Below are 23582 nucleotides of genomic sequence, written 5' to 3'. Positions count from 1 at the left end.
GTCCAAGGTAGTTTCAACTCTGACTGGTGACTGCGACAACTTCTTCCGGAATCGATTCCGGGGAGCCCTTCCGAAGTTTCTCTCGTTTTAGCTGGACCTGCCTGAGAAATTCGGTGAGCTTTTTATTGTCGCCTCGTTCACCGTAGATCCGAATCAACTCCAGGATCGCCTCCAGGTTGTCCGGTTCGTCCTCAACGATTTGCGTGAGTAATTCCTGAGCCAGTTCCATGTCACCCTTTTTCTCATGGAACTCAGCCAGCGAAAGCCGGGCCTTCAGGTCTTTGGGAGAGTGTTTAAGGATGTCCTCACAAATCTGAGCGATATCGCCAAAGCGTCCCAAATCGAAGAGCGCTTTTTTTAGTCGTTCGATGGCACGGTGACCCTGGGTCGGCACTGCTTCGATCAGCTTAGTCCAGAAATTGACCGCATCCTCAAAACGCTCTTCATCACAATACGAATCTCCGATAGCCAGATAAGCAGCGGCATACGAAGGGTCCAATCCAAGCGCCTCTTTGAAAACAATGCGAGCCTTATGGTGCTCTTTCTGTTTGCTCAATTGCAACCCCTGCTGAAACTTGAACACAGCGAGAGGTTTTTTTGATTTGTTGGCTTCGATCTTGAGAATCCGCGCCGCCGTCTCATACGCCTCGCTCCACCGTGATTGCCTCTGTTGTATCTGGAGCAATTGATCGAAAGCCCAGCGCTCGGCAGGCTCGGTGGTGGTGAGTTCCTTCAAGGCTGCTTCAGCCATGTCGTCGTCGTCCAGGGCGGCATAATCGCGAGACAATTGTTTGAGAATAGACTGCTTCTCGGTGACAGTCAGGTCGGTGCGCAGGGTGAGATCTTTGTGAACCTGAAGGGCGCGGTCGGGCCGCTTGTGATCTCTGAGTATCTGCCCCAACCAAAGGTAGGCTTCAATGTTTGAGGAATCTTCGGCGACCACCTGGCGAAGTTTGGTAAAGGCCGTTTCCGCACGGCCATCAAGAAGGTCCTGCAACGCTTCCACATAAAGCGAAGCGACCGTTGGACCGGCCGGCCGCACGAATCTATCGTAGAGAACATATAGCGCGGCCGAGGCGATCAAAAGGACTACAAAGACAATTACATATTCCAGCATCATCCACCACCGGCGCTAGTTGCCGTCCTTGAACAATGGAGCCTGGCCGGGCGGTTTCACGTTTGACGAGGCCAGCAACTCGGCCGACTCCTCAATCGGACGATTTCGCAAAGCCGTCACCTCGCCCTCCAGCGCTTTGATCCGCCGCTTGGACGCGCGCAATTGGACCGACTGTTTGATAAACACCGACATGAACACAAACAACGACACCAGAACACCCGGCACGAACGACCAAAACACGACCGTGATTAACGGGACGTCAACATATTGAGCCCATATTAGGTTGACTTCAACAAGCTGCTGCGAGTTAGTGTTATAGTACGCGAATGCAACTACACACAAAACCAATGCTACAATCAATATCGCCCTGACAGCCCACATAGGACCTCCATCACGATCTAGTTGTCTATAACCATCTCACTTCGCCACTCCATGGCGAGTGCTGAACCCGTTGATCAGAAATCTCTGATCATACTGTAACTTAACTTTTGCTCTCGTCGTCCGATCCGGCCCACGTAAGAGCATTCACCATGTTCATCATCATCTGGTCGATACCTTTGTAGTAATTCCACTCACACATCATGTGGAATACAACAACCGTATTTCCCTGCTTCAAGGCCACCACGGTGCCCCCGTAGGCTCCCCGGACACGCTTGCCGCCGCCGGTCGATGAGGCCGAGAGGGCCACTTCTTTCATGTAGGTGGCGCGACCACTATAGCGCAAACCTTTGGCGCCGTCGATCTTGATCGTCTTGCGTCCTTTCTGAACGACCGGGTCCCTATAGGTGCCGGAACCGGCGGAGGCTTCATTCAGCAAGTCAAACTCCTTGAACACTTCCTTTTTCTGGTCCGACTTGAATGTATTGCTGACCAACGAATCAATGAACGCCGCAGCGCCAAGCGTAGTTGTGTCGGCCCACACGACTATGCGCGGGACCTGAGTGTAGTCCGGAGCGTCCTGGTAATCCGGCGGCACCTCGTAGTTTTTCTGAACCAGAGTGAGTCTGAAATGGCCCTTCTGATCACCGGTTTTCGTTTTCCAGTTCTCAGGCAGGGTCATCTGAAAACCGTATTCTTTGTCGGTGAAAACGCCGTTTTCAATCTTGCCGGCCTTGGCCTTTTTGCGCCTTGCGAAGCCCTGAGGGACACACACCAAAAGCAGCAGAGCAACTATTACCAGTCTCTTCATCTCTATTTACCTCCTGTCAGCAAACTCAGTCATGTCTGCCTATAAATTTTACTCTTATACGTTGATAGTCAAGGAAATAATGCAAAAAGTTGGGCGTTCGGGGCATCGAGCACCATGCTTTTGAAGTCACAGCTGCACTGATGCTATCAGGCGACTCGCCGGGCGGCCATAGGATTGGGCGGCAGGTGTCGGGCCGGGTCGCCCAACACCACGCGCGAAGTAGACCTTGTCCAAGACAATCCAACCTATCTATCTGCATGTCACTCCGGCCAAGGTCGGAATCCGGGTCTGTATTCTATGACAGGATGCTGGCCTGCGCCGGCATGACAATGCACTATTTGCCCGGCTGGTTGTTCCCCTCCGTTGCGCTGGGTCCTTTCCCGCGAAACGCGGGATGAGACCCTGCGCTCCCGCCGCGTCCGGTACCCCACCCAGAGGCTTTGCGGCGGGCGGGTGATAAATCACTCTTTCGCGCATCGCCCTTTTGCAGCCGTGACCTGAGCACAACACAACCTCACCCTGAGCGAAGTCGAAGGGTGACACGGTCAAGCCGTGCCTTTTGCGATGCGCCCTTTTGCAGCCGTGACCTGAGCACAACACAACCTCACCCTGAGCGAAGTCGAAGGGTGACACGGTCAAGCCGTGCCTTTTGCGATGCGCCCTTTTGCAGCCGTGCCCGTCACCGAAAACCGATCTGTTGTTGTCGGCGCCGCTGGATATAATGCATCACCGTTGAGAATCTGAAATCAGTCAACAGCCTTTCCAATTTGGCCAGAAGGATGGAAGTTGAACCGTAAGTGCGCAGCCTCTGCAGTTTGGACAAGCCCTCGATGGCCGGCGGGTCGGGATCGATCTCCCAGGGATGGACGTAAACCACGGCCGGTCGCCCGGCTCGATTCAATTTGCGGATAATCCGACTTGAGTACCAGTAAGGACAGTGGCGAAGGTAGCCACCACCGGCGATGGGCAGGTTGAACCAGGCCACCCGATATGTCGAGGCCGGGACTTCATAAAGGAAGCGTCCCGAGTCAAATTTCATGCGAAACATCTCGCGGGGTCCTTTGGGCATCCCGTACAAGTCGTGTTTGATGGGAAAAATCGAACTATCGTACTCAAAACCGAGATCGGACAACACCTCGAAAGCCCAACCGGTCGAGTCGTTGATCGACCAACTGGGCGCACGGTAGCCCAGCGGTCGCACACCGCACGCCTTGGTGATAGCATTCATGGCACGTCTGGTATCTAGTCTGAACTCTTCGCGGTCGAGGCTGTCGACCCGACGATGAAAAAAACTATGACACGCAACTTCATGACCGGCCGTGTGGATGGTCTCAATCAGGTTCGGATACTGTTGTGCAACGTATCCGAGAACGAAGAAAGTAGCCTGAACGTCGTGCCGCCGGAACAATTCCAGCAGACGCAAGCAGTTCTTTTCAACTGTGGAGGGTAGTCGTTCCCAGTCTTCGTAGGTGTGTCGACCGGCCAAAGCCTCCACCACGAACCATTCCTCAAGGTCTACAGTGAGCAGATTGAGATCAGTGACCATGGCGGCGCCTTGCTTACTTTTGATGCGACCGGGAGGTATCCGTCGGAGCGTCGGCCTCTCCGCTGGGATTCTTCTTTCGTCCGCGCCGGTCTCGGGCCTGCTCCACAATCTTCTCCTGAGTCTTGCGTGTGCGGTACTCGTATCCGTAGTACCGGTAATCGTGATAATAGGGCAGGGTGTTATTCATGTTGTTGAGGACCACACCAAGGAACCGTTGTCTTAACGGATCAACGATATCCAGCGCGCGCAGGACGATTTCTTTTTGAGTGGCGCCGGCCTTTACGATCAGCAGAGCGCCGTCGAGTTTGGGCGCCAACAGCATGGGGTCGGAAACCGGCAGAGCCGGCGCAGCATCGACCAGGATGAGATCATAGTAGAACTTCATGTCATCCACGAGAGTTCCGATCGCCTCGACATCGAACAGTTCGGTCGGCTCGGCGTGGAACTCACCGCACGTAATAATATCGAGTTTGTCTACCGAAGTCTTCTTGACGGCATCACGGGGGCTGAACCCTTCCTGCAGGATTTCAGTCATCCCATGCTTGCGACCCAGGACAAACATCTTGTGCATGGTCGGTCGTCTCAGGTCGCAATCGACAATCAGTGTCTTCATGCCCTTGTGGACGGCGGCGGTGATACCGAGATAGGCACAGACCGTTGACTTGCCCTCAGACAGCATTGCGGAAGTAATGAGCAGAGACTTCAACTCGGTCGGTCGTTCGAACTGTTGTAGCTTGTGCAGCAGCCGACGGAACTCGGTCGCAAAGGGTGCTTCCAGCCGAAAGTTGTCAATTACTGAGAGTCGCTTCGGCCTCATGATGTCATGATCTCCGCATTATTCGGCTGAGCAGACTGCATATCTCTTGGTATTGCGAAGTGGTCTCGTCGAGATCGGAAGCAACCTTGGACAGCGAAGGGTTCATTTCTACGACGCGCCGGTATTGCTCAAGCCCTTTTTGCCAAGCGAGACGTGATTGCTCGAAATAGCAGCGCCCCAACTCGGAGTAGAGGTCGACATACGAGGGATTTTTGTCCAGTTCTCCTTGCAGGAAAGCAATGCGGTCGACAACCGCCTCCTCGGAAACCCACTCCGGGTACATTACATACCGCATGTAGAAAGTAGTGAAATCCTGACGATGTCGTTCTTTCCTGGTTTGCTGTACCGAAGTCAGCAAGGCATTGGCGCTTTGGAGGTCGGACTCGGCGATCGCCTCCAGCCCTCGGCGAAAAGCATCTGTCTCGTGATCAGGCTGGATAAGAGCGGCTCGTTTGAAATAGTCGGTAGACTTGGTGAGCACATTCTCGAACAAACTGGTATCATCGCCGCCCAGTGCATTTCGGATCAGGGCCAGTCCTAAGTTGAAATAGGCTTCTGAGTAGTACAGATTAATCCTGATGGCTTCTTCCAACTCAATCACCGCCCGCTTATATGAACAAACCGCCAGAAAAGCAGCGCCCAGATTGTTGCGATAGTCGGCAAATCCCGGTTGAGCCTCGACGGCAGTAGAAGCTGCCTGGGTTGCCTCGGGCAGTTGTCCCAGTGCCTGATAGGTCAGACCCAGTTGATTGTAGGTCTGATGCATCTGTGGGTCCAGTCGTACCGCATGCTCGAACAGCTCCCGTGCTTCATTGTAAAACTGCTTGTAATAAAAAGCCATGCCCAGATGATGGAGTTTCAGACTGTCCCCGTCCGACCGCACCACCCGGTAGGCTTCCAGGAGAGTCTCGACTTCCTTTTTCATCTCCTCATGCTTGGTTTTGACGAGGGCCAGGACCTCTTCCGAACTTACATCGGAGGGGTGCAAGCTCTGGACAGTTCCGGTGGGATCACCATCGACATAAACAACCGTTGAAACAAGTCCGGGATCGGAGTCGTTGGATGTTTGAATGATGAACTCTTTGTTGTTTTCGACCAGTTTGCTTTTCAGTCGATAAGTTTCCATAAGCCTCACCGTATACGAGGTAGTTTTTCTATTTTGGGTATGGCCGCCAATACCGGCAGACCCAGGAGTTCTTCCACTGCATCGGCTTCTTTGAAAGAGTTATCAAGCACCTCGGCCAGGAAGACAGCCCCGCCGCCTATCACCAACCCAAGCAGGAAAGCCATCACCAAAATCTGCTTCCTGTCCGGCCAGAACGGCGCCAGCGGTACGCGGGCCGGTTCCACGATTTTGTACTTGGTGCGATCTTTGGCCCGTTCCGACAGGATCTCCACGGTCGTTTCCTCCGAGCGGAAAGCGTCGCGGTAACGGCGGGCATCGGTTGCCTTGCGCTCCAGTTCGGTTATCTGGGCCTCAAGGCGAGGGATTTCGCTGAGCCGAGTATCGATCTGGTCAAGGGCAAGCTGCAACTGGCTCTGCCGGGAGTTAAGAATGTCGAGGTTCTCGCGAACAAAAAAGTATCTGGCCAGGAGATCACGATGGTTATCAGGAAAAGATGCAAACTGTCGGTCGACGGCGGCGGCCAACTCGCGTTGCAAAAAACCGGCATTGTCGTTCAATCTGATATTGGCGCTGACCACCGTCTGTTCATCCCAGGCGTATTTCTCCATCAGCCCCGCAAAGGTCGCCACCTGGCCGTCGATCTCGGCGCGCAGTTCCACCAGAGTGTCGGTGTACTCCAGTCTGGACTTGTCCAGGTCATAGCTCTCCAGTTGCGACACAAGCGAACGGAGCTCCGAGGCTGCGTTGGTGGACTCAAGGTCGAGTCGCTCGACATCGGAGCGCACCTCGCGGAGGTTTTGCTGCGATGAAATATTCTCCGGCAACTGAACCTGGGTCAGAAGCACCCGGGCGGCGGTGAGCGAATCCACCGCTTGCTGATACTCCCACTCGGTGCGCTCCAGTTGCAAATCGGCAAACGACTGATTGTCGAGAATCTTCTCCAACTCGTATTTCGTTTTTTCCTGTTCGAGAATTTCTGTCAGCCTCCGCACCATGTTCCTGGCTTCGACCGGGTCGACCGATTCCACGGTGATTTTAATCTGATCGGCCCCGACAAAGGCTACTCCGATCTGGCCCCGAAGCTTCTCCAAAAGCAGATGGAACTTCAGCTGCTCCAGGCTCTGACCAGGATTTCCCTCCCGCATCCGAGCCGCCTGACGACTGATCTCCGGATTGACATCAAGTTTGAGATCACGGATCAGTTGGTACAGATAGGCTTGCGATGTCAATTCGTTTTGCAGTGACTGCAGTTGACGACGCCGATCATCGCCGCTCATGCGCGGGTTGGCCTCACGGCCGATAATGCTGACCAATTCACGAGAGACATTGTTAGGTCGGTCAATCCAGATGATGGTCGATGACCGATACTCAGGCGTCAGCAGGAACGTAGTGCCGTAACCGGCCGCCGTGGCCAGAATCAATGGAATGACGACCAGCCACTTGCGCTTCAGTACGACCGCCAGAAGCTCTCTGATGTCGACCGATTTTTCTTCTTTACGTTCCATCCGGCTCCACTCGATGCTCTATTGCGTCGGTTCCGGTTTCAGGTTTTCGTACAACAATACCGCCGATGTGGCCGCGCCGAGAATGGTCACAATCGTCCCCAGGTTACGACCCATGAAACCCTGCTTACGAAACGGCACAACACAGACATCTTCTTTGTGCATTAAATGACGGGCCGGTGTTCCGGTGGTTGCGTATTTCTCCAGGTCTATTTGCATCGTCTGGCCGTAGTATCCGTCCTTGCTGACTATCTGAGCACGTCTGAGATCGGCTTCCCCGGTGTGTCCCCCGGCCAGAGCCAACGCTTCCATGACATCAATGTTTTCTTCAAAACGAATCGGCCCGGGGGTATTGACAGCGCCCAGCACATATATGACGTTCTTTCGCGCGGTCAATCGTCCCAGATCGGGTGGTGGGATACCCACCGGCATGCTGGGAACATCGATGGCATCGGTGCGCAGCAATTTCGGCAGCTGATCGACGGTGCCGTTGGCCATCGCCCCGGCAACATCCACCACTTCAACCTGCCCGGCTCGCTCACCGCCATGAATAATGCTGACTCTGCTGAGGTCACCGGTGGCGGTAATCCAACCGGCTTCGTTCAGGATAGCCAGCAAGTCGGGGATTTCCTCAAAAGTCTTCTTGCCGGGATTGCTCACCTGTCCATAAACAAAGACATGCTGATAGTTGAACTCGGTCACCTGCACCGTGGCTTGCGAGATGAGTCGGTTAAGCCGCGACATGCGGTTGACGATTTCCATCTGCAGGTCCTGAATACGGAGTCCGGCCGCTTCCACCTCGCCGATTATGTCCAGGACGATCTTACCTTCCTGGTTGACGCGCACTTGGGAATTGAGGGTCGGTTCCTGCCAGAACTTTATCTGCAACACATCCTCTGGTCCAACTCTGTATTCCGCCGCCGAAGTCGTGGCAGCACCGGCCGACAGCAGCAACATGACTATAAGGAGAATCATTCTGGTCATTAAACCTTCATGGTTTCGCATAAGTTCCATCCTTAGAATAGCTTATAGTAAAATCGGCATATTCCACCGTTATTTTATGAATTAAACGACCCCACCGCTCCCTGTAAAGCATTAAATGAGGCTGATTCGACGCCTGAAGAACGTTGAAAATGTTTCGATTGCGCGCATCGGTGGCTCCAGCACCAATGGCAGGATACAAAAGTGGTTTCGCAGGGTCCTGACCACGCCTTAGGCGTGGTTGTGACCCTGCGATTCTCGCTGATGCGTTGTGTGAAACCAGCCTTTGAAACCTCCGGTGCACACACTCGCCTTCGGCGAACGCAGGAACCGGAGGAACGTGCCATTACGCCTTCCAGAGGGTGGCACCCTCAAGCCTTGCTTGGTCGTGATGAATCACCCTTTGCGCTCCGCGCCTTGTGACACCATTCTTGTCTGAATTGGAGCGTCCGCGCGAAGCGCGAGAAACAGGCTTGCCTGTCAGACCCCGGGTTCCAACTCGAAAATCAACGAGCGGTTGCGACCGCTCTCTTTGGCCCGAAGCAAAGCCATGTCGGCCGCATGAATCAATCCACGCGAGTCCTTACCATGATCCGGGAAAATGGAGCCACCCAACGATACCGTACACTTGATCGGCTCGTCAATGTGCTCGATTTGAAAATCGGTACCGGCAATGGTCGCCTGAAGACGCCGCATGAACCTTCGGCAAGTCTCTTGATCGGCCTCGGGCATAATGACGCAGAATTCATCGCCGCCATAGCGCGCAACAACGTCGATTGACCGAATGCTGTTACGAAGGATCTCACCAAGCTGCCTTAGGATGTCGTCACCGGCCAAGTGGCCGTAGGTGTCGTTGGTTGCCTTAAGCTCGTCAAGATCAAAGAGGATGAAAGCCAGGTGGCGGCCGTAACGCTCGGCACGTGAGATTTCCTCATCCAGCCGTTTGAGAAAGTAACGCTGGTTGGCCAGGCCGGTGAGGTTGTCGGTGTATGACAATCCCTCGATGCGTTCGAACGACTCGGCATTGTCGATGAGGTCATGCAAGTGCGATCTCAGAGTTTCCAGACGGCCGCTTACATCGACCGGGTCTCCCCCACCGCTCCAGGCCAGCACACCGTCACGCCCCGACGAAACCGAATAGACCATCACATGCTCCAACCCGCTTTCCTCAAGAGCAGTTGCCAATGCAGCCATCTGTCCATGCTCGGTTTTCAACTCGGCCGGACCTGTCAGGTGGATATCAGACAGTTGGCCGACCATAAAACTGAGCTCGTCGGCATGGCCGCTCAGGAAGGTCGGGCTGATCTCGTGGGTATCAAGTTCCCACTGAGATTGGCTGTTGAGGCGGTGGAAGAATGCAGCCCGGGTCCACCCGACGTCTACCGTCAGCACTTCAAAAATCCGACTGACCATAGTGCCTGCCTTGCGATGGCGAATCAACCCCATTAAGGAATCCAGATCGACCGAACGAGGTTGATCCGGTTTATCTGAAGCTACATCCAGTTTCTTGCGTAGTTCATCATGACGAGACTCGTGCCACTTGACATGGTAGGCCGCCGACAACACTTGCCCCAAAGAAGCTACCAGGGTACGAAACGAGCGCTCACGGGTTTCCAGCGTGCTGCATATAAAGTAGACACCGTACAGATTATCCCGCCAGAAAATGGGGAAGAACGAATCGATCCCGAGTTGAACCAATCGTTCGTAGTAGTCGCTGGGCAGTGATGGTTTTAGCTGCGAGAGATTCCTGAGCATATACTCCTCGCGGAGTTTTTCATCCAGCTCGCTGGAGGCCGGAAGGCGAAACCCGGACGCATCACTCTGGTCCAAGCCATGGCTGTAATTCAGCCTTAGCTGTCCTCTTTTTTTACGCAGGAATAGTATTCGTGAGCAGCCGAAGGTTCCTTTGAGTAGATTCGAAACTCTGGAACCCACGTTAGAAATCACTCCCTGGCGGGCGTTGGTTCTGAGAAGCTGGTCGAAGTCCTCCATGTCGAGTCTTCTTAGCGCCGCGGTGCGTCGCGACTCGCCCGTGATCCGTTGGACCAACAAAAGAGCCAACAGGATGGCCAAAAAGGCCAGAACGACTATGAAAGACTGTTCGATGGTCATAACTTCGTTCTAATAATATAGAAACGTCGATCCATGCGTCAACTACAAACGCGGTCAGCGACCGCGCATGAATCTGAATCGCCGGCGCCTCGTCAGAAGTCGATGGCTTCGGAGAATCTTGAACACCTGCCACCAACCGACCCGGCGAAACTCCGACCTTCGCCTAAGCTCCTGCGACATTTCCCGAATCGAAGCAAACGGGTCCTCCCTCACTAATCTGAATAGTTCACTTTCGAGTCCGGTGTCGTGGTAGAGATGGCCGTCCGATCCGACACCGGCAACACCTGGCTGATCGATACTGCTGAAGTGATCCTCAAGCGTCACGCGGGTCAGCGTGGGACTTTTTTTTTTGACTCGGCGGATATCGTTTCGCCGAAATCGAGCCGGGCATCCTCTACCGAATTGTATGCGCGCAACACATTATCGAACTCGAGCAAGTCATAGATCTCATATACACTGGGGATCATATTGGCCAACTTGATATCACCGTCGTTGGCCCGGACATCACGGATGTTTGCGATAAAGATACCCCATCCGGCCGATGAGATATAGTCCACACCGGCCAGGTCCACAACGATCCGGTAACGCCCACGCTTGAGCAACGACTCGAAGACTTCCTCAAGCTGCGAGGCCGTAGCCGTGTCGATAACACCATCAACTCGCACTTCCGATGCGACCTGTGTGCTTCCTTCCGACAATGAGATGGCTAATGCTTCCATGACCGTCCGTTCATACCAAAACTCTGGCGACCTTTGCACGAAATAAACGTTTCATTCGTTAGCGTCGCAACTAAAAACAGACGCTGGGTCAAAACTCGACAGACTTGTCCGGGTGTCATGAACTAATGTCCCTCCGTCCATTCGCGATTTGTCGTCTCGGCCGGATGGTCAACCGAGATCAAATCCGCCGTTTCACCGCCCGGCTGAACCTCGGCCCCGGTGGTAGCCCGGGCTACTATGAACGTTATATCGTCGGTTTGCTTATCGAACCCGGCGAAATCATCAAGCTGAGCAACTATCGCGTCGGCAACCTGCGCCGCCTTGATCGATCCTCCGGCACTCAGGCGGTCAGCCAGCAGGCCAGACAGTCGGTCCAGGCCGAATTGAGTGCCTTGTCGGTCGGACGCCTCGGTGATGCCGTCGGTGTACATGAGAAAGCAATCGTCGGCTTCAAGGGTCAGGCTGACTTGTTCAAGTCGATCGCCGAAGTCCCCGTCTATCAGTACCGGAACGCCCAACGGCAGACCACTTGGATTGATCCGGTCGACATGTCCGGTCTGAGCATGGTAATATAGCATGGGGTTGTGCCCAGCTGACACGATGTCGATTTTGCGCTCGTCCGCATCATAAAAAACCAGCATAACCGTGATGAACATTCCGGGCGGCATATTATTGCATAGATACTCGTTCACTTTTACCAGTGTGTCGGCGGCACTGACGGCGCCGGCAGCGCTTATCTGGATCACCGTGCGCAGCATGGACATGACCAGCGAGGCCGGCACTCCCTTGCCGGAAACATCGGCCACGACCAGACAGTAACGCTCGGGTGTAATCTCGAAAACATCGTAGAGATCGCCACCGACAATTGAAGCCGCTCGGTAGAACGCATCCAGGTCCAGGCCCGACAGGTTTGGCAGACGAGTCGGCATGAGAGTCTGCTGTATCTGAGAAGCGAGTTCGATCTCCTTAGCCATCTTCTCACGGGCCACGATGTTCTCTCGATCCTGACGCAGGCGAGTCATCATTTCATTGAAAGCACGGGAAATCTCAAAAAATTCTTCGGCCCCCTCAAGCGGCAGTTCCGACTCCAGGTCGCCCGATGTGAACCCGCGTACCCGTCGCGTGATCTGCACTATTGGCCGAACAAAGTAGTTCGAGAGCATGTAAATGCCCAGCACGCCGAACAGCAAGAGCAACGCGGTCAGCTTTATAACGCGTTCACGGGCTTGTCTAAGCGGCTCACTGATCGGTTCGGACGAATAGACGACAAAAGCATCGCCCAGATGACGGTCGTTCCGTTCAATCGGTTGCGCCAGAAAGTTGAGTTCCTGACCGTCCTGCACATACCTGAAAGGGTGCCCCAGAACAACCTTGCCTACATCATCGGGCGGCTGGTAGGGTTTGCGAATGTTGCGGATGTTGTCGGAGTGAGCCATAACCAGCCCGCCTGAGTCTACCAGGACCACCTGCAGCAACTCCGGATTAGCCCGCGTGTAGCTTAGAACCAGTTCATCGAATTCGGTCGTCGACCGACTACGCAAGAGATGTCCGGCCGCCTGGTCGGTGATCGTCTTGGTCAGAGCCAACACCGTTTCGTCGAGACGGTCATACAATTGGCCGGAGGTGCGGCGGTCAAGGTAATAGAAACTCCCGGCGATGATCACAGCCATAATCATAAAAGTCCAGAAGGAAAACTTGACCCTTAGCGTCGACATGCGTCTGAGAAAAGGACGGCTTTCGATAGGACGCGAAGTGATACGCTTGATCATTCTCAGTTCGTTGCGCCCGGCCGAGGATATATACTCGACCGAATCCATGATTTTCTGGATCATGTAGAAACCGAGCCCGCCTTTGCGCCCCGACTCGATCAGTCGCTTGAGGTCCAGCGTTCCCGTTGCGTCCGGTGTGAACGACCGTCCGAAATCGATCAGCGAGAGAACGACCAGTTTGCGGTAAATGACAATCCGCAGCCTGAGCACCCCTTTTTCGTAGAGATAGGCATGTCTGATTATGTTGGTGGCCGCTTCCTCGGTCGCCAGGAGTACCGCCGAGACTTCCTTGCGCCTGAGTCCGGCAACGATACAACTTTCGCGCACCGTCCGCTGAATACTGGGAAGGAATCTCTCTTCAGCCGAAAACTCGGCGCTAATCTCTTTCACGGGGCGCTTAAACATGGCTGAAACCTAACTCCGTAAGGCATAAACTTCTACTAAAAACTACGCAATCATATCCGGGTTTTTCAGGGTGTAATGGGTCTCCCACCACCTGGTCAAGCCTCTCAACCGGCTGGTCCGAGACTGGTCTGACCGACGACAAATGCTCTGGAAATCGACGCTAACCCGCTTGCTGCAACATCAATAGGGCCTGGTCACGTTCTTTGGTGACGGCGGGGCTATTCGGATACTTCTTGAGAACCTTGTTGAAAACCTCGATGGCCTTTTCGTATTCCTGGTTCCGGTTGAATTCCAGACCTTGTTCATAGAGCCGATAGGCCGAAGTATCTGCTCGAATAACGTCCAACGACGTAGTGTCGGCCGCATTCGTGTTGAATCCGGAGAGGATGTTTTGCAGCCCTTTCAAGTTGGGATCAAGGGCCGCCGCCGAGTCGAAGGCCATGGAGGCTTTGGCCATTTGGCCGGCCTGGTATGCGCGCACGGCCCGATCGACAAAGCGCCGAATTGCCAACCTTTCTTCCACCCGCTCTTTCCCCGTCTGACCATCTTCATGCAGCGAATCCAAATACAGAATATGCACGTAGGCTTCAAGCGCTCGTCCCAGAAGATTCTCCCGTTCGGCCGTATCGGCCAGCACGAGGCTAAAGACGATTTCCAGCTCACGCCCCTGTTCGACATCACTTCGGAGAGACAGCGCTTCCGGATTCGCTGAGTCTTTGGCCAACACCATGTCGATAAGTTCCAGTGCACAAATGTAGTCACGATGTCTGAAACATGTATCAGCCCGACTGAGTAACTCTCGATGTTGGGAGTCAGTAAGGTTGCGCTCCGCCTTCAATAAACTGTCCAGGTGTGTCTCACGAATAAGTGAGTCGGCCACGAACTTCCAGCGATCCAAAGCTTCTTCAGAATTAGCGATGCCTCTATCGGCCCGGGCTATCTGGTCGTCGTCGTCGGCAAATACTCGGGCGTTGTGGTAAAGAATCCGGGTCTCGTCGTATTGCGTGGTATCGTAGTAAGCGGCATCCGAACTTGCCTTGGCGCTGGAGTCGTAGTGTGTAAACTGTTCGAGGCGGTAGACACCTATAGAATCACGCCAATTCACAAGCGGTGCTTTTTCGCCAAAGAGTTCATACAAGTACTCCCGAGCGCCCAGAGGGTCGATCGAAACGGTCAGGTTTTGCCCATGTTCCCACTTGGTCCAGGCTGTCTTGGCCCAATCGACTTTGAGAAAGCGCCAGCCAAAACCAAGACCAAAGGTGAAATGCTCACCATCATGGCCCAGTCGTCCAGCCAGCCGATACCCCTCCCATCGATGCGTGGCCGCCTCACCGCCGATACGAAAGCGCCCCTGTGGATCGGCCACAAAGTCGCGCTCCACGGCTTCCAGATTGACCGCCGCCGAGAACTCCCAAAGCGAATCGTCGGCGAAATAACGACCAGCTACGCCCAACAACGCCGACACATCCAGAGCCGTGTCGTGATCACGACGAGTCACCTCTGAACCCAGGAGGTCACGGACCACGGCGCCGACGACGAAATCGACATCACGCCAGCGGGTGGGATAGGCCAGACCCAGATCGGCTTCAAGCGATGTGCTTTTCTCGCCGTATAGCCGCCATCGCGCCGGTTTTAGCGCGATGCCAGCCACTAACTCATCATAGACTCGACGGGCTACCGCCATTGTTCCCTGGATACGCCAGTTGCGCACGGCCGACGTGCGACCCGGCCACATCCGGCGACTGGCCTTGACGGCATCCAGACCCACACCCCAAGTGTATTCTTTGCGCGGGCACTGTCCGTTGGCGTAGAGCGAAAAGTCCTGAACTCTCCGGGACGGGTGGCGGAAACTCAGGGCGGTGTTCCAGGGAGAACCGAGCGCCAACAAGGCCGGGTTGCCAAATGCGGGCGACAGATCGTAAGTGGACGCCACTCCGGTGCCACCCATACCTTGAGATCGAGCACCCAACGACGGCACGAACAGACTATCGTCATTGGCCGACACTGACAGACTCGATAAGCCAAGCAGCACTATCGTCATCAATAACCAAACCGGAGATTTGTAGGACATAAAAAAACCTCGTTGAACACCCAACGTCTTGTGGACCCGGCAATGCAGCCAATATAGGCACTTTTCAGCGAAACGCAAACTCTCCAGCCAAGATAGTGCGAGATTTTTGGGTGCCATTAAAATGGGTGCTATTAGATTTGTCTTTACTCTGTCATTCTGGCGAAGGCCAGAATCCAGTCTTCGTTACCAAACTGGGCTGCCGGATCGAGTTTCAGTGCCCGGCAGATGTCCACATCTGCCGCCGGGTTCAGTGCCCGGCAGATGTCCACATCTGCCGCCGGGTGGTGTTGGGCGACCTCGCCCGACACCTTGCTCCCTCTGAGCCAGACGCTGTCGGGTGGCCGGCTCAAACCTTGTTTGGGGCGGAACTTCCCGCTAGAAAACAAGAAGAGATAGATTCCCGCCTGCGCGGGAATGACAAGAACGCATCGACGGGTGGCCGGCTCAAACCTTGTTTGGGCCGGAGAATAAGCAAGTCACCCCCAAAGCGGCTTTGAGGGTGCCACCCACATCACACTATCAGTGCCCAGCAGATGTCCACATCTGCCGCCGGGTGGTGTTGGGCGACCTCGCCCTACACCTGGGGGGCAGGGATTCTTATCTCATGGCGGCTCGGACGTTCGGGTCTTTTATATTGACAAAAGTGTCTTCTATACCTATCCTTTCACTGTTGGGTATCTTCTATCTGAATCAGGGTCTGGGAATAAGATGCGTTATCATACGGCGTATGGAAAGGACTGCACGGGTCTCTTGTCGTCGTCCGCTATGGGGACAGATCGCTCGGGTATGCCCAAAACAGCTTTAGGAGAATCAACGATTGCAAAACACTGTCATTTTGTGCTCATGGAACATGCCACCATGGGATGCGATAAGATTATTGATAATTCGAAGAGACTTGGGAAATCTCGGCTAATACAAGCATGAGGAGGTTCACAATGTCCGGCATCCTATCTTCAGTCTACGCCAAAATAATCATCGGCTCCATTCTGGGCTTCGTCGGGGTGGCCGGAGGAATCTACCTCGGATACGCTCTGACCGGCACCAGCCCCCAACAGCGTATCCCCGCCGATTGGGAGATGGAGATCGAACCCGACCCACGGGTACAACCGGCGTTTCAAGCGGGAGATTTGTTCCCCCCGGTCAACTGTGTCAGCATGGCAGGAGACACGGTCAACTTCAGCGAGGTCATAGACGGCCGACCGACCGCGTTCGTATTTGCCGCACCCGGATGCGAACCGTGCTACAACCTGCTCAAGTTCTGGGTCGAGAAAGTCGACCCGATGATGATACCCAACGGACAACTCGTTATCTGCTGGCCGGATACCCAGGATGACCCAGATTATGCTTATGCGCTGATAATGGAGGGCAAGCGCGTGGTCAAGTATAGTCAGACGCTGCTAAGTGACACCTACAACGTGGTACTGGCGCCGACCACGGTAGTAGTCGACAACCAGGGCTTTGTGCAGCACATACAGCTTGGCTTTGGCGGAACTTTGGACTATCAGATCTTCGAACTGTTAACAAACGCCGGCCGGTGAGTCAAACTGCGGTTACACAAGGAGGTAAAACGATGAGAGACTGTAAACTCTACATGACCATTCTCGCATTTTCAGTGTTGTTGGGATTGGCCGTTTTCGCTGTCACGCCTGATCAGGCGGTCTCCAACGAGTGCGGTGGATTTCCATGCCGTGCCTATTACTGCTGCCAGGATCAGGGCCAGTGCTCTGCCGGATACCTCGAATATGGAATCTGCCTGGTCGCGCCACCCTCGTGTTCGGAGGTTTGCGACTTCGATTTCATGGGTTGCTGGTTCCCGGAGGAGTGTTAATTGGATTGTTGAACATAGAGAAATAGCTGGATACTAAACGTGATCGCCGGCCGGTCGGTTACAATGTTCGATAGACAAGGAGGTACAAGGATGAGAGACTGCAAGCTCTACATGACCATTCTCGCATTATCGCTGTTGCTTGGTCTGGGCGTTTTTGCCGTGACGCCTGATCAGGCGGTCGCCAATGAATGCGGCGGTTCGCCGTGCATGGCGTTCTGGTGCTGCATTGATCTGGGCGGCTGCCAGCGTGATTACATAGAGTATGGCATCTGCCTGTCAGCCCCGCCTGTGTGCCACGAAGTCTGCGATTTCAACGTTTTTGGCTGTTGGCTGGAAGAAGAGTGTTAGTAAATCTGATGAGCACTTGCTCATAACTCTCAAGTAAGTTTCACCACCGGCCGGTGGGTCATGTTTGTCTCGTCGATCATCATGCTGAATGTTAAACCGTAGGTCGGAACCCCTTGTGGTTCCGACATCCCGCGCCTCGCGGTGATAAATCACTTCTTCGCGCCAGGCGCGCCACCCACCTCATGCTGAACGAAGTCGAAGCATGAAATGTGAGCGTTGCGGCGGGTCTTGCGAATCTGCGTCAGTGGATTCGTGTGACCTGCCGCCGCTTTCTGACATTTACAGAGCAACTGACCGCCATGCATTTCACAAAAGAAACTGTGGACTTTTTTCCGCCGAGGGAACTTTTGGGCAATAAATATTGTTATAACTAGTGTGCGGGCTATAACTTAGAACATTGCAAATCCAAACCTTGGTCGCAAAATTAAGGCTACCGAGGAAAACTAATAAATTTTACCTAAAGGAGATTTTATATGCAAGACAAAGAGAGAAAAACTGTGCCAAAAAAGATGGTGATAGCGGTAACAGTCCTGGCCCTTATAGGCGCCGTCGATTTAACGGAATGTACAGTCCGCTATTACCCGACCGATTTACAGGCAGCTTTGGATTTCATTCAACCTTCCGTCGAGCTGCCCAGCCATCACGATGATACCTCACACCGCGATTTGGATAATGCTCAGAATCTCTATAGCGTCTTTCCCTCTCTAATCCAAACCGTTCTCAGTTCTAGCTAGCATCGTAGGGCGAGGTAATTTTCCGATTCGGAAATTGTCGGAACCTCGTCCTTCGACTGCGCTCAGGACGACCCCTTCGGGCCTAGCGTTTCGACCTTCCAGTAGGGTGGGTCCGTCTCCGGACCCGCCAATGCCGTCAGGACCGCAAGGGGCCTGACCTACGAAGAGAAGAAGCACCCCTCGACTCCGCTCGGCATGACATGAGTGATGCGCGTAGCGCATGAAGCCCATTTATGGGTGATTTATCACCCTACAACGACAACAACTCAGCCGCCGTGACGGTGTTGACCATCAACATGGCAATCGTCATCCGACCAACCCCCCCCGGCACCGGTGTGATCCAGCTTGCTCTGGCCGCACAACCTTCGAAATCGACATCCCCCACCAATCGATAACCCTTCTCGGTGTCAGGCGCATCGACGCGATTGACACCGACGTCGATCACCACCGCCTGGTCCTTAATCATATCGGCGGTGATAGTGTCCGGGCGTCCAACGGCAGCGATTACGATGTCGGCACGACGTGTAATCGAAGGCAGATCGACCGAGCGCGAATGGGCAACCGTTACCGTGGCGTTGGCCATCGGTCCCTTTTGCAGAAGCATCGCCGCCACCGGTTTGCCGACTATGTTCGAACGTCCCACGATGACCACTTCCTTACCGGCCGGATCGAGCTGGTAATGTTCCAGCAGCTTGACAATCCCAAACGGCGTGCATGGCAGCAAACTCGGACGACCCAACAGCACAAGACCGACATTGTGCGGATGAAAACCGTCGACATCCTTGTCCGGACTGATAGCCAAAGTGATGGCCAGTTCGTCGATATGCGACGGCAACGGCGACTGCACCAGTATGCCGTGGATTTTTGCATCAGCATTCAGGTCGTTGACAATCTGAAGCAACTCCGCTTGCGTCGTATCGGCCGCTTTGACAATGACGCGTGAATACAGTTTGAGTTTTTCGCAGGCTTTAGCTTTGCTGTGGACATAAGTGGCCGACGCAGGATCGTCACCTACCAGTACCGCGGCCAGACCGGGCTGCACTCCCTGTTCGGCCAGGACTCTGATTCGGCCTTTTAGAGCCTTACGGACGGATTTTGCAACCTCCTTACCATCAATGATTTGCGCTGCCATAGTTGAACTACTCATTTATACGTCCTGCTGGATATCTTCCGGTTTGAATTTCGTAATATCGAAGTCCAGTCGAAGCCGCTCAAAATGTTCAGCCCGCCCTGTCTCCGGATCGACTCGGACCACCGCGCCCGACAGTTTGATATCATCGGTTGCGGTCGTGAAGCGTTTGGGCATCCCGGTGAGGAAGCGGCCGAGGGCCGGTCCTTTTTCCATACCAATGATAGAGTCATGTGGGCCGGTCATGCCGGCATCGGTAAGGTAGGCGGTACCACGCAAAGTGATGTGATCATCGACCGTTTGGACATGCGTGTGCGAACCGATAACGGCCGAGACCTTGCCGTTTAGGTAATAGGCCATGGCCTGCTTTTCTGAGGTTGCCTCGGCATGGAAGTCGACCAGAATGACGGCAGTTTGCTTGGAGACCGATTCAACTTCACGGCGACCAACCTGAAACGGGCAGTCGATCTCCTTCATGTAAGTCCGGCCCTGAAGGTTGATGACACCTACTTTCACATCGCCGACACTGTCGACATAGGACCCACGACCGGGCGCTCCCAACGGATAGTTGGCCGGTCTGAGCAGCTTGGGCGAACGTTCGAAGTATTCGAGAATGGCCACGCGGTCCCAGATATGGTTGCCTGAAACCTGCATGTCGATGCCATAGCTGAACGCCTTAATCGACATTTCAGGAGTTATGCCGAATCCGCCGGCGGCGTTTTCGACATTGGCTACCACATAGTCAACGTCATACTTGGCCCGAAGCGGTTTGATCATGTGCGCACAAGCCTGGCGCCCCGCCTTGCCGCAGACATCGGCGATGTACAGGATAGTAAAGAGAGACATCTTGAAAACTTTCTAAGGTGGATTGGATTCCCATCGGACCGCCGGCTTCCACCCTTGGCCGGTCAGCCGTAACAGTTAAGGGTGGAGTTTAATAAAACTCCACCCTTGCCGCAACTGTTCCGAACAAAAAAGAACTACTTGGCGAATTCGGTCGAGCGTCGCTCCCTGATAACCGTCACCTTGATTTGTCCGGGATACTGCATTTCGCTTTCGATCTTACCGGCAATGTCGCCGGCCAGGATGCTTGAGGCCAGATCGTCGAGTGTCTCATGCTCGACAATCACTCGCACCTCGCGTCCGGCCTGAATAGCATACGCCTTGGACACGCCCATAAAACTGTCGGCCAGTTCCTCCAATTGCTGGAGTCGCTTGATATAGGCTTCCAACGGTTCTCGTCGGGCACCCGGTCGAGCACCGGAGATGGCATCGGCGGCCTGGACCAAGATAGGATAGGGGCTTATAGGCGCAATGTCACCGTGATGGGCTTCGACGGCGTTGACGACTATGTCGTTTTCATTGTAGCGACGCATGTAATCGGCGCCGATTTGTGTGTGGGTCCCCTCGGTTTCACGATCGATCGCCTTACCGACGTCATGAAGCAAACCGCAACGTTTGCCAAGCACGGCGTCCAGTTCCAACTCGGCAGCCATCAGGCCGCAGAGCATAGAGACTTCTTTAACGTGGGCCAGCACATTCTGGCCGTAGGATGTGCGGAAATTCAGCTTGCCTAACTGCTGCATAATATCCGGGTGCAATCCGTGGACACCAAGTTCGAAACAGGCTTGCTCGCCGGCTTCGCGAACGATTACTTCCATCTCCTTTTCGGCCTTCTCCACGACTTCTTCGATACGAGTGGGATGGATGCGACCGTCGCTTATTAATTTCTCCAGGGCCATGCGACCTATTTCACGCCGCACCGGATCGTGCCCCGACAAAATCACCGCTTCCGGTGTGTCGTCGACGATTACATCGATACCGGTAGCGGTTTCAAACGAGCGAATGTTGCGACCTTCGCGCCCGATGATACGACCTTTCATTTCATCGCTGGGCAGGCTGACCACCGACACTGTTGACTCCACCGTATGATCGGCGGCACAGCGATAAATGGCCGACAGGATGATCTCTTTGGCTTCTTTATCCGCTTCTCTTTCGGCCTTTTCCTTGATCTCTTTTATGTGCGCAGCTGCTTCCACTTTGGCTGCGTTGATCATGTTGTTCATAAGCTGCTTTTTGGCCTCTTCCGGGGTCATCTGGGCAATCTTCTGCAGCTTTTCGTTTTGAGTCGAGATTATCTGATCCAACTCAGACTCGCGCAGACCGATCCCCTTTTCGCGAGTGTGGATTCCCTTTTCTCGGTTGTGAAGTTCTCTCTCCCGCTGATCGAGAACATCGACTTTTTTGACCAGGGCGGCTTGCTGCTCATCGTAGGCCTTTTGCAGTTCTTCCAATTCACGCCGTTTGGTCTCGGCATCACGATCAAACTCGCCCTTGCGCTTTAGCCACTCCTCCTTGGCTTCTAAAGCTGCCTCGCGTCGCTTTATCTTGGCTTCGTTCTCCGAATCGCTGACGATTCGCTCCGCCTCCGCCTTGGACTCGGTGAACTTCTGCTCCAGGGCACGGCGCGCCAGGGCGCGCGTCACAAAATAAGAGACGACCGCAACAACTACGGCAATGGCAACGAAGATTATAGTCTCGTTCATTCCATCCTCCCGTCCGAAAGAGTCCGGACGAATTATCTATGTTAAAGCAGTGGGGATAGAAAAACTGAGTCGGATTGGAGCTAACCGAGCGGACAGAAGAATGCGGACAACACCTCTTAAGATAGTTCGCTTTCGAGGCGTGCGAGAATACCGTCTGCTTGAGAGTTCAACTCACCCTGGCTACCGTCAAGTCGCTCTTTGGCTTCCATCAATTCAGAGGCCAGCGACATAGCGGCCAGAATGGCTATACGGTCGCGACTTCGTACTCGACTGTCGCCGGCCGCGGCTTTCATCCTGGCATCCACAAAATCGGCCACCCGGGATATGTAGGATGGATCAGTCACCCCGGTCATGGGGTAATCTTCTCCGAATATATTCACTACTACTTTGTTCTCAGCGAGAGTATCAGACATCTTCAACCCGAATTTGACCCAATCCGGTCGTATTTACTATCCTACCTATTTTCAACATATTACCCCCCGATCTGGCAAACGTCAAGATAAAATTTGGTTTGGGCCTTGATCCTCTCTTCAGTCACCCCGAGCGGAGTCGAAGGGCCGGGTGGCCTTGACCTGAGTAACACTCTTAACAGTAGGTCAGGACCCGTTGCGGTCCTGACACAACCTCATGCTGAGCGGAGTCGAAGCATGAATTCTGTGGGCGTTTGGCGGAAGCCACTTGTGGCCGTCTCAAACCTTGTTTGGGACAGACTGTGGACATCCAACCGTTTCGTGGTAACGCGGCGACCCCGCCCGACACCTGCCTGTGAAGCGCCGCCCCTCTGTCATGCCGGACCTTGATCCGGCATCCATCTTCTCTTGTAGGGCGGGTCCGTCTTCGCCTGCGCGCCGCGGTGTGAACCCGCCACTTCGGTCGGGTGGCCGTCTCAAATCCTGTTTGGGACGGATTGTCGTGTGGTGTCGCGGCGACCCCGCCCGACACCTGCCTGTGAAGCGCCGCCCCTCTGTCATGCCGGACCTTGATCCGGCATCCATCTTCTTTTGTAGGGCGGGGTCCGTCTTCGCCTGCGCGCCGCGGCGTGAACCCGCCACTTCGGTCGGGTGGCCGTCTCAAATCCTGTTTGGGACCTGTAGCAGGAATCACCCCCAAAGCAGCTTTGAGGGTGCCACCCAAAAGTTCATGCTTCGACTCCGCTCAGCATGAGGTTGGATGCCTCCTTGATGTTGCGCGGGGTCCTTCTCGCCGCAGGCGAGTGAGACCCTGCGCCTTGGCGACCAGCAGGGTCACACTCCGCCGCGGCGGACCAGGACCCTGCTGAACAGTTTCGGGCGCAAAAAAGCGGCAGATGTGGACATCTGCCGTGCACATTATCAGAAAGATGTTTTCCCGCCTGCGCGGGAATGTCAGGGAGATGCGGGAATGACAGGGGGATGCGGGAATGACAGCGGGACGCGGGAATGACAGGGGGATGCGGGAAGCGCCGAAAGCCATTCATGACCGTGAAGCGCGAGGAACAGGCTTGCCTGTCCCCTCTTGAGAGGGGTGGCTCCGCCGAGGTATGAACCGGGCAGATAGGTAACAGATTAAACCGGAGACATAGGTAACAGGTTACATTGGGTATGAATCGACAAGGAGGTGATTCGTGCCCTGGAAAGAGACCTGTCCTATGAATGAACGAGTGA

General features: G+C 54.5%; 20 protein-coding genes. 4 read left to right on the top strand and 16 right to left on the bottom strand.

What is annotated here, in order from left to right; genetic code table 11:
* Window positions 1–13 precede the first annotated feature (13 nt).
* The 12 genes from OEV49_12960 to OEV49_12905 form a co-directional block, all read right to left on the bottom strand.
* Window positions 14–1117, bottom strand: coding sequence for a tetratricopeptide repeat protein (locus OEV49_12960; GenBank protein MDH3891984.1), 1104 nt, complete (start codon window positions 1115–1117; stop codon window positions 14–16).
* A gap of 15 nt (window positions 1118–1132) precedes the next feature.
* Window positions 1133–1498, bottom strand: coding sequence for a LapA family protein (locus OEV49_12955; GenBank protein ID MDH3891983.1), 366 nt, complete (start codon window positions 1496–1498; stop codon window positions 1133–1135).
* Window positions 1499–1598: 100 nt separating this feature from the next.
* Window positions 1599–2306 carry a hypothetical protein gene (locus OEV49_12950; protein ID MDH3891982.1) on the bottom strand — a complete coding sequence of 236 codons (708 nt, stop codon included), beginning with the start codon at window positions 2304–2306 and terminating at the stop codon, window positions 1599–1601.
* 679 nt (window positions 2307–2985) lie between these two features.
* Entirely contained in the window at window positions 2986–3852 is an 867-nt protein-coding gene (locus OEV49_12945) for a polysaccharide deacetylase family protein (GenBank protein MDH3891981.1), read from the bottom strand.
* Window positions 3853–3865: 13 nt separating this feature from the next.
* The gene (locus OEV49_12940) at window positions 3866–4669 is read right to left on the bottom strand and encodes a CpsD/CapB family tyrosine-protein kinase (GenBank protein MDH3891980.1); all 804 of its coding nucleotides are present in this window, start codon (window positions 4667–4669) and stop codon (window positions 3866–3868) included.
* 4 nt (window positions 4670–4673) lie between these two features.
* Window positions 4674–5795: a tetratricopeptide repeat protein gene (locus tag OEV49_12935; GenBank protein ID MDH3891979.1), complete on the bottom strand. Its 1122-nt coding sequence runs from the start codon at window positions 5793–5795 to the stop codon at window positions 4674–4676.
* A gap of 5 nt (window positions 5796–5800) precedes the next feature.
* Complete coding sequence (locus OEV49_12930) at window positions 5801–7300, bottom strand: Wzz/FepE/Etk N-terminal domain-containing protein (protein ID MDH3891978.1); 1500 nt, start codon at window positions 7298–7300, stop codon at window positions 5801–5803.
* A gap of 18 nt (window positions 7301–7318) precedes the next feature.
* A complete protein-coding gene (locus tag OEV49_12925) occupies window positions 7319–8281 on the bottom strand; it encodes a polysaccharide biosynthesis/export family protein (protein ID MDH3891977.1) in 963 nt (320 codons plus the stop codon).
* 477 nt (window positions 8282–8758) lie between these two features.
* Window positions 8759–10390: a GGDEF domain-containing protein gene (locus tag OEV49_12920; protein MDH3891976.1), complete on the bottom strand. Its 1632-nt coding sequence runs from the start codon at window positions 10388–10390 to the stop codon at window positions 8759–8761.
* A 329-nt stretch (window positions 10391–10719) separates the two neighbouring features.
* Window positions 10720–11109: an STAS domain-containing protein gene (locus OEV49_12915; protein ID MDH3891975.1), complete on the bottom strand. Its 390-nt coding sequence runs from the start codon at window positions 11107–11109 to the stop codon at window positions 10720–10722.
* Between the two features lie 122 nt (window positions 11110–11231).
* Window positions 11232–13283 carry a SpoIIE family protein phosphatase gene (locus OEV49_12910; protein ID MDH3891974.1) on the bottom strand — a complete coding sequence of 684 codons (2052 nt, stop codon included), beginning with the start codon at window positions 13281–13283 and terminating at the stop codon, window positions 11232–11234.
* Between the two features lie 160 nt (window positions 13284–13443).
* Window positions 13444–15354 carry a hypothetical protein gene (locus OEV49_12905; GenBank protein MDH3891973.1) on the bottom strand — a complete coding sequence of 637 codons (1911 nt, stop codon included), beginning with the start codon at window positions 15352–15354 and terminating at the stop codon, window positions 13444–13446.
* A 935-nt stretch (window positions 15355–16289) separates the two neighbouring features.
* Between OEV49_12905 and OEV49_12900 the strand changes: the two genes are divergently transcribed.
* The 4 genes from OEV49_12900 (at window position 16290) to OEV49_12885 (ending at window position 18264) form a co-directional block, all read left to right on the top strand.
* Window positions 16290–16892 carry a hypothetical protein gene (locus OEV49_12900; protein MDH3891972.1) on the top strand — a complete coding sequence of 201 codons (603 nt, stop codon included), beginning with the start codon at window positions 16290–16292 and terminating at the stop codon, window positions 16890–16892.
* A 32-nt stretch (window positions 16893–16924) separates the two neighbouring features.
* Window positions 16925–17182, top strand: a complete 258-nt coding sequence (locus tag OEV49_12895) for a hypothetical protein (GenBank protein ID MDH3891971.1) — start codon at window positions 16925–16927, stop codon at window positions 17180–17182.
* Between the two features lie 90 nt (window positions 17183–17272).
* Complete coding sequence (locus tag OEV49_12890) at window positions 17273–17530, top strand: hypothetical protein (protein MDH3891970.1); 258 nt, start codon at window positions 17273–17275, stop codon at window positions 17528–17530.
* Window positions 17531–18003: 473 nt separating this feature from the next.
* Window positions 18004–18264: a hypothetical protein gene (locus tag OEV49_12885; GenBank protein MDH3891969.1), complete on the top strand. Its 261-nt coding sequence runs from the start codon at window positions 18004–18006 to the stop codon at window positions 18262–18264.
* A gap of 250 nt (window positions 18265–18514) precedes the next feature.
* Here OEV49_12885 and OEV49_12880 read toward each other — a convergent pair whose 3' ends face one another.
* The 4 genes from OEV49_12880 to OEV49_12865 all read right to left on the bottom strand — a co-directional run bounded on the left by OEV49_12880 (window position 18515) and on the right by OEV49_12865 (window position 22352).
* Window positions 18515–19411, bottom strand: a complete 897-nt coding sequence (locus tag OEV49_12880; GenBank protein MDH3891968.1) for a bifunctional 5,10-methylene-tetrahydrofolate dehydrogenase/5,10-methylene-tetrahydrofolate cyclohydrolase — start codon at window positions 19409–19411, stop codon at window positions 18515–18517.
* Window positions 19412–20239, bottom strand: a complete 828-nt coding sequence (locus OEV49_12875) for a TIGR00282 family metallophosphoesterase (protein MDH3891967.1) — start codon at window positions 20237–20239, stop codon at window positions 19412–19414.
* 134 nt (window positions 20240–20373) lie between these two features.
* Window positions 20374–21939, bottom strand: a complete 1566-nt coding sequence (rny, locus tag OEV49_12870) for a ribonuclease Y (GenBank protein ID MDH3891966.1) — start codon at window positions 21937–21939, stop codon at window positions 20374–20376.
* A 116-nt stretch (window positions 21940–22055) separates the two neighbouring features.
* The gene (locus OEV49_12865) at window positions 22056–22352 is read right to left on the bottom strand and encodes a cell division protein ZapA (GenBank protein MDH3891965.1); all 297 of its coding nucleotides are present in this window, start codon (window positions 22350–22352) and stop codon (window positions 22056–22058) included.
* Window positions 22353–23582: the final 1230 nt, after the last annotated feature.

The organism is Candidatus Zixiibacteriota bacterium (assembly GCA_029860345.1).
GTDB lineage: Bacteria > Zixibacteria > MSB-5A5 > GN15 > FEB-12 > JAJRTA01.
This window is presented reverse-complemented; position numbering and strand designations above follow the sequence as displayed.

Coding starts and splice junctions, on each gene's coding strand:
- OEV49_12935 (MDH3891979.1), bottom strand. CDS start 5,795: ATGGAAACTTATCGACTGAAAAGCAAACTGGTCGAAAACAACAAAGAG.
- OEV49_12940 (MDH3891980.1), bottom strand. CDS start 4,669: ATGAGGCCGAAGCGACTCTCAGTAATTGACAACTTTCGGCTGGAAGCA.
- OEV49_12945 (MDH3891981.1), bottom strand. CDS start 3,852: ATGGTCACTGATCTCAATCTGCTCACTGTAGACCTTGAGGAATGGTTC.
- OEV49_12885 (MDH3891969.1), top strand. CDS start 18,004: ATGCAAGACAAAGAGAGAAAAACTGTGCCAAAAAAGATGGTGATAGCG.
- OEV49_12865 (MDH3891965.1), bottom strand. CDS start 22,352: ATGTCTGATACTCTCGCTGAGAACAAAGTAGTAGTGAATATATTCGGA.
- OEV49_12875 (MDH3891967.1), bottom strand. CDS start 20,239: ATGTCTCTCTTTACTATCCTGTACATCGCCGATGTCTGCGGCAAGGCG.
- OEV49_12890 (MDH3891970.1), top strand. CDS start 17,273: ATGAGAGACTGCAAGCTCTACATGACCATTCTCGCATTATCGCTGTTG.
- OEV49_12880 (MDH3891968.1), bottom strand. CDS start 19,411: ATGAGTAGTTCAACTATGGCAGCGCAAATCATTGATGGTAAGGAGGTT.
- OEV49_12950 (MDH3891982.1), bottom strand. CDS start 2,306: ATGAAGAGACTGGTAATAGTTGCTCTGCTGCTTTTGGTGTGTGTCCCT.
- OEV49_12920 (MDH3891976.1), bottom strand. CDS start 10,390: ATGACCATCGAACAGTCTTTCATAGTCGTTCTGGCCTTTTTGGCCATC.
- rny (MDH3891966.1), bottom strand. CDS start 21,939: ATGAACGAGACTATAATCTTCGTTGCCATTGCCGTAGTTGTTGCGGTC.
- OEV49_12900 (MDH3891972.1), top strand. CDS start 16,290: ATGTCCGGCATCCTATCTTCAGTCTACGCCAAAATAATCATCGGCTCC.
- OEV49_12930 (MDH3891978.1), bottom strand. CDS start 7,300: ATGGAACGTAAAGAAGAAAAATCGGTCGACATCAGAGAGCTTCTGGCG.
- OEV49_12910 (MDH3891974.1), bottom strand. CDS start 13,283: ATGTTTAAGCGCCCCGTGAAAGAGATTAGCGCCGAGTTTTCGGCTGAA.
- OEV49_12925 (MDH3891977.1), bottom strand. CDS start 8,281: ATGACCAGAATGATTCTCCTTATAGTCATGTTGCTGCTGTCGGCCGGT.
- OEV49_12955 (MDH3891983.1), bottom strand. CDS start 1,498: ATGTGGGCTGTCAGGGCGATATTGATTGTAGCATTGGTTTTGTGTGTA.
- OEV49_12915 (MDH3891975.1), bottom strand. CDS start 11,109: ATGGAAGCATTAGCCATCTCATTGTCGGAAGGAAGCACACAGGTCGCA.
- OEV49_12960 (MDH3891984.1), bottom strand. CDS start 1,117: ATGCTGGAATATGTAATTGTCTTTGTAGTCCTTTTGATCGCCTCGGCC.
- OEV49_12905 (MDH3891973.1), bottom strand. CDS start 15,354: ATGTCCTACAAATCTCCGGTTTGGTTATTGATGACGATAGTGCTGCTT.
- OEV49_12895 (MDH3891971.1), top strand. CDS start 16,925: ATGAGAGACTGTAAACTCTACATGACCATTCTCGCATTTTCAGTGTTG.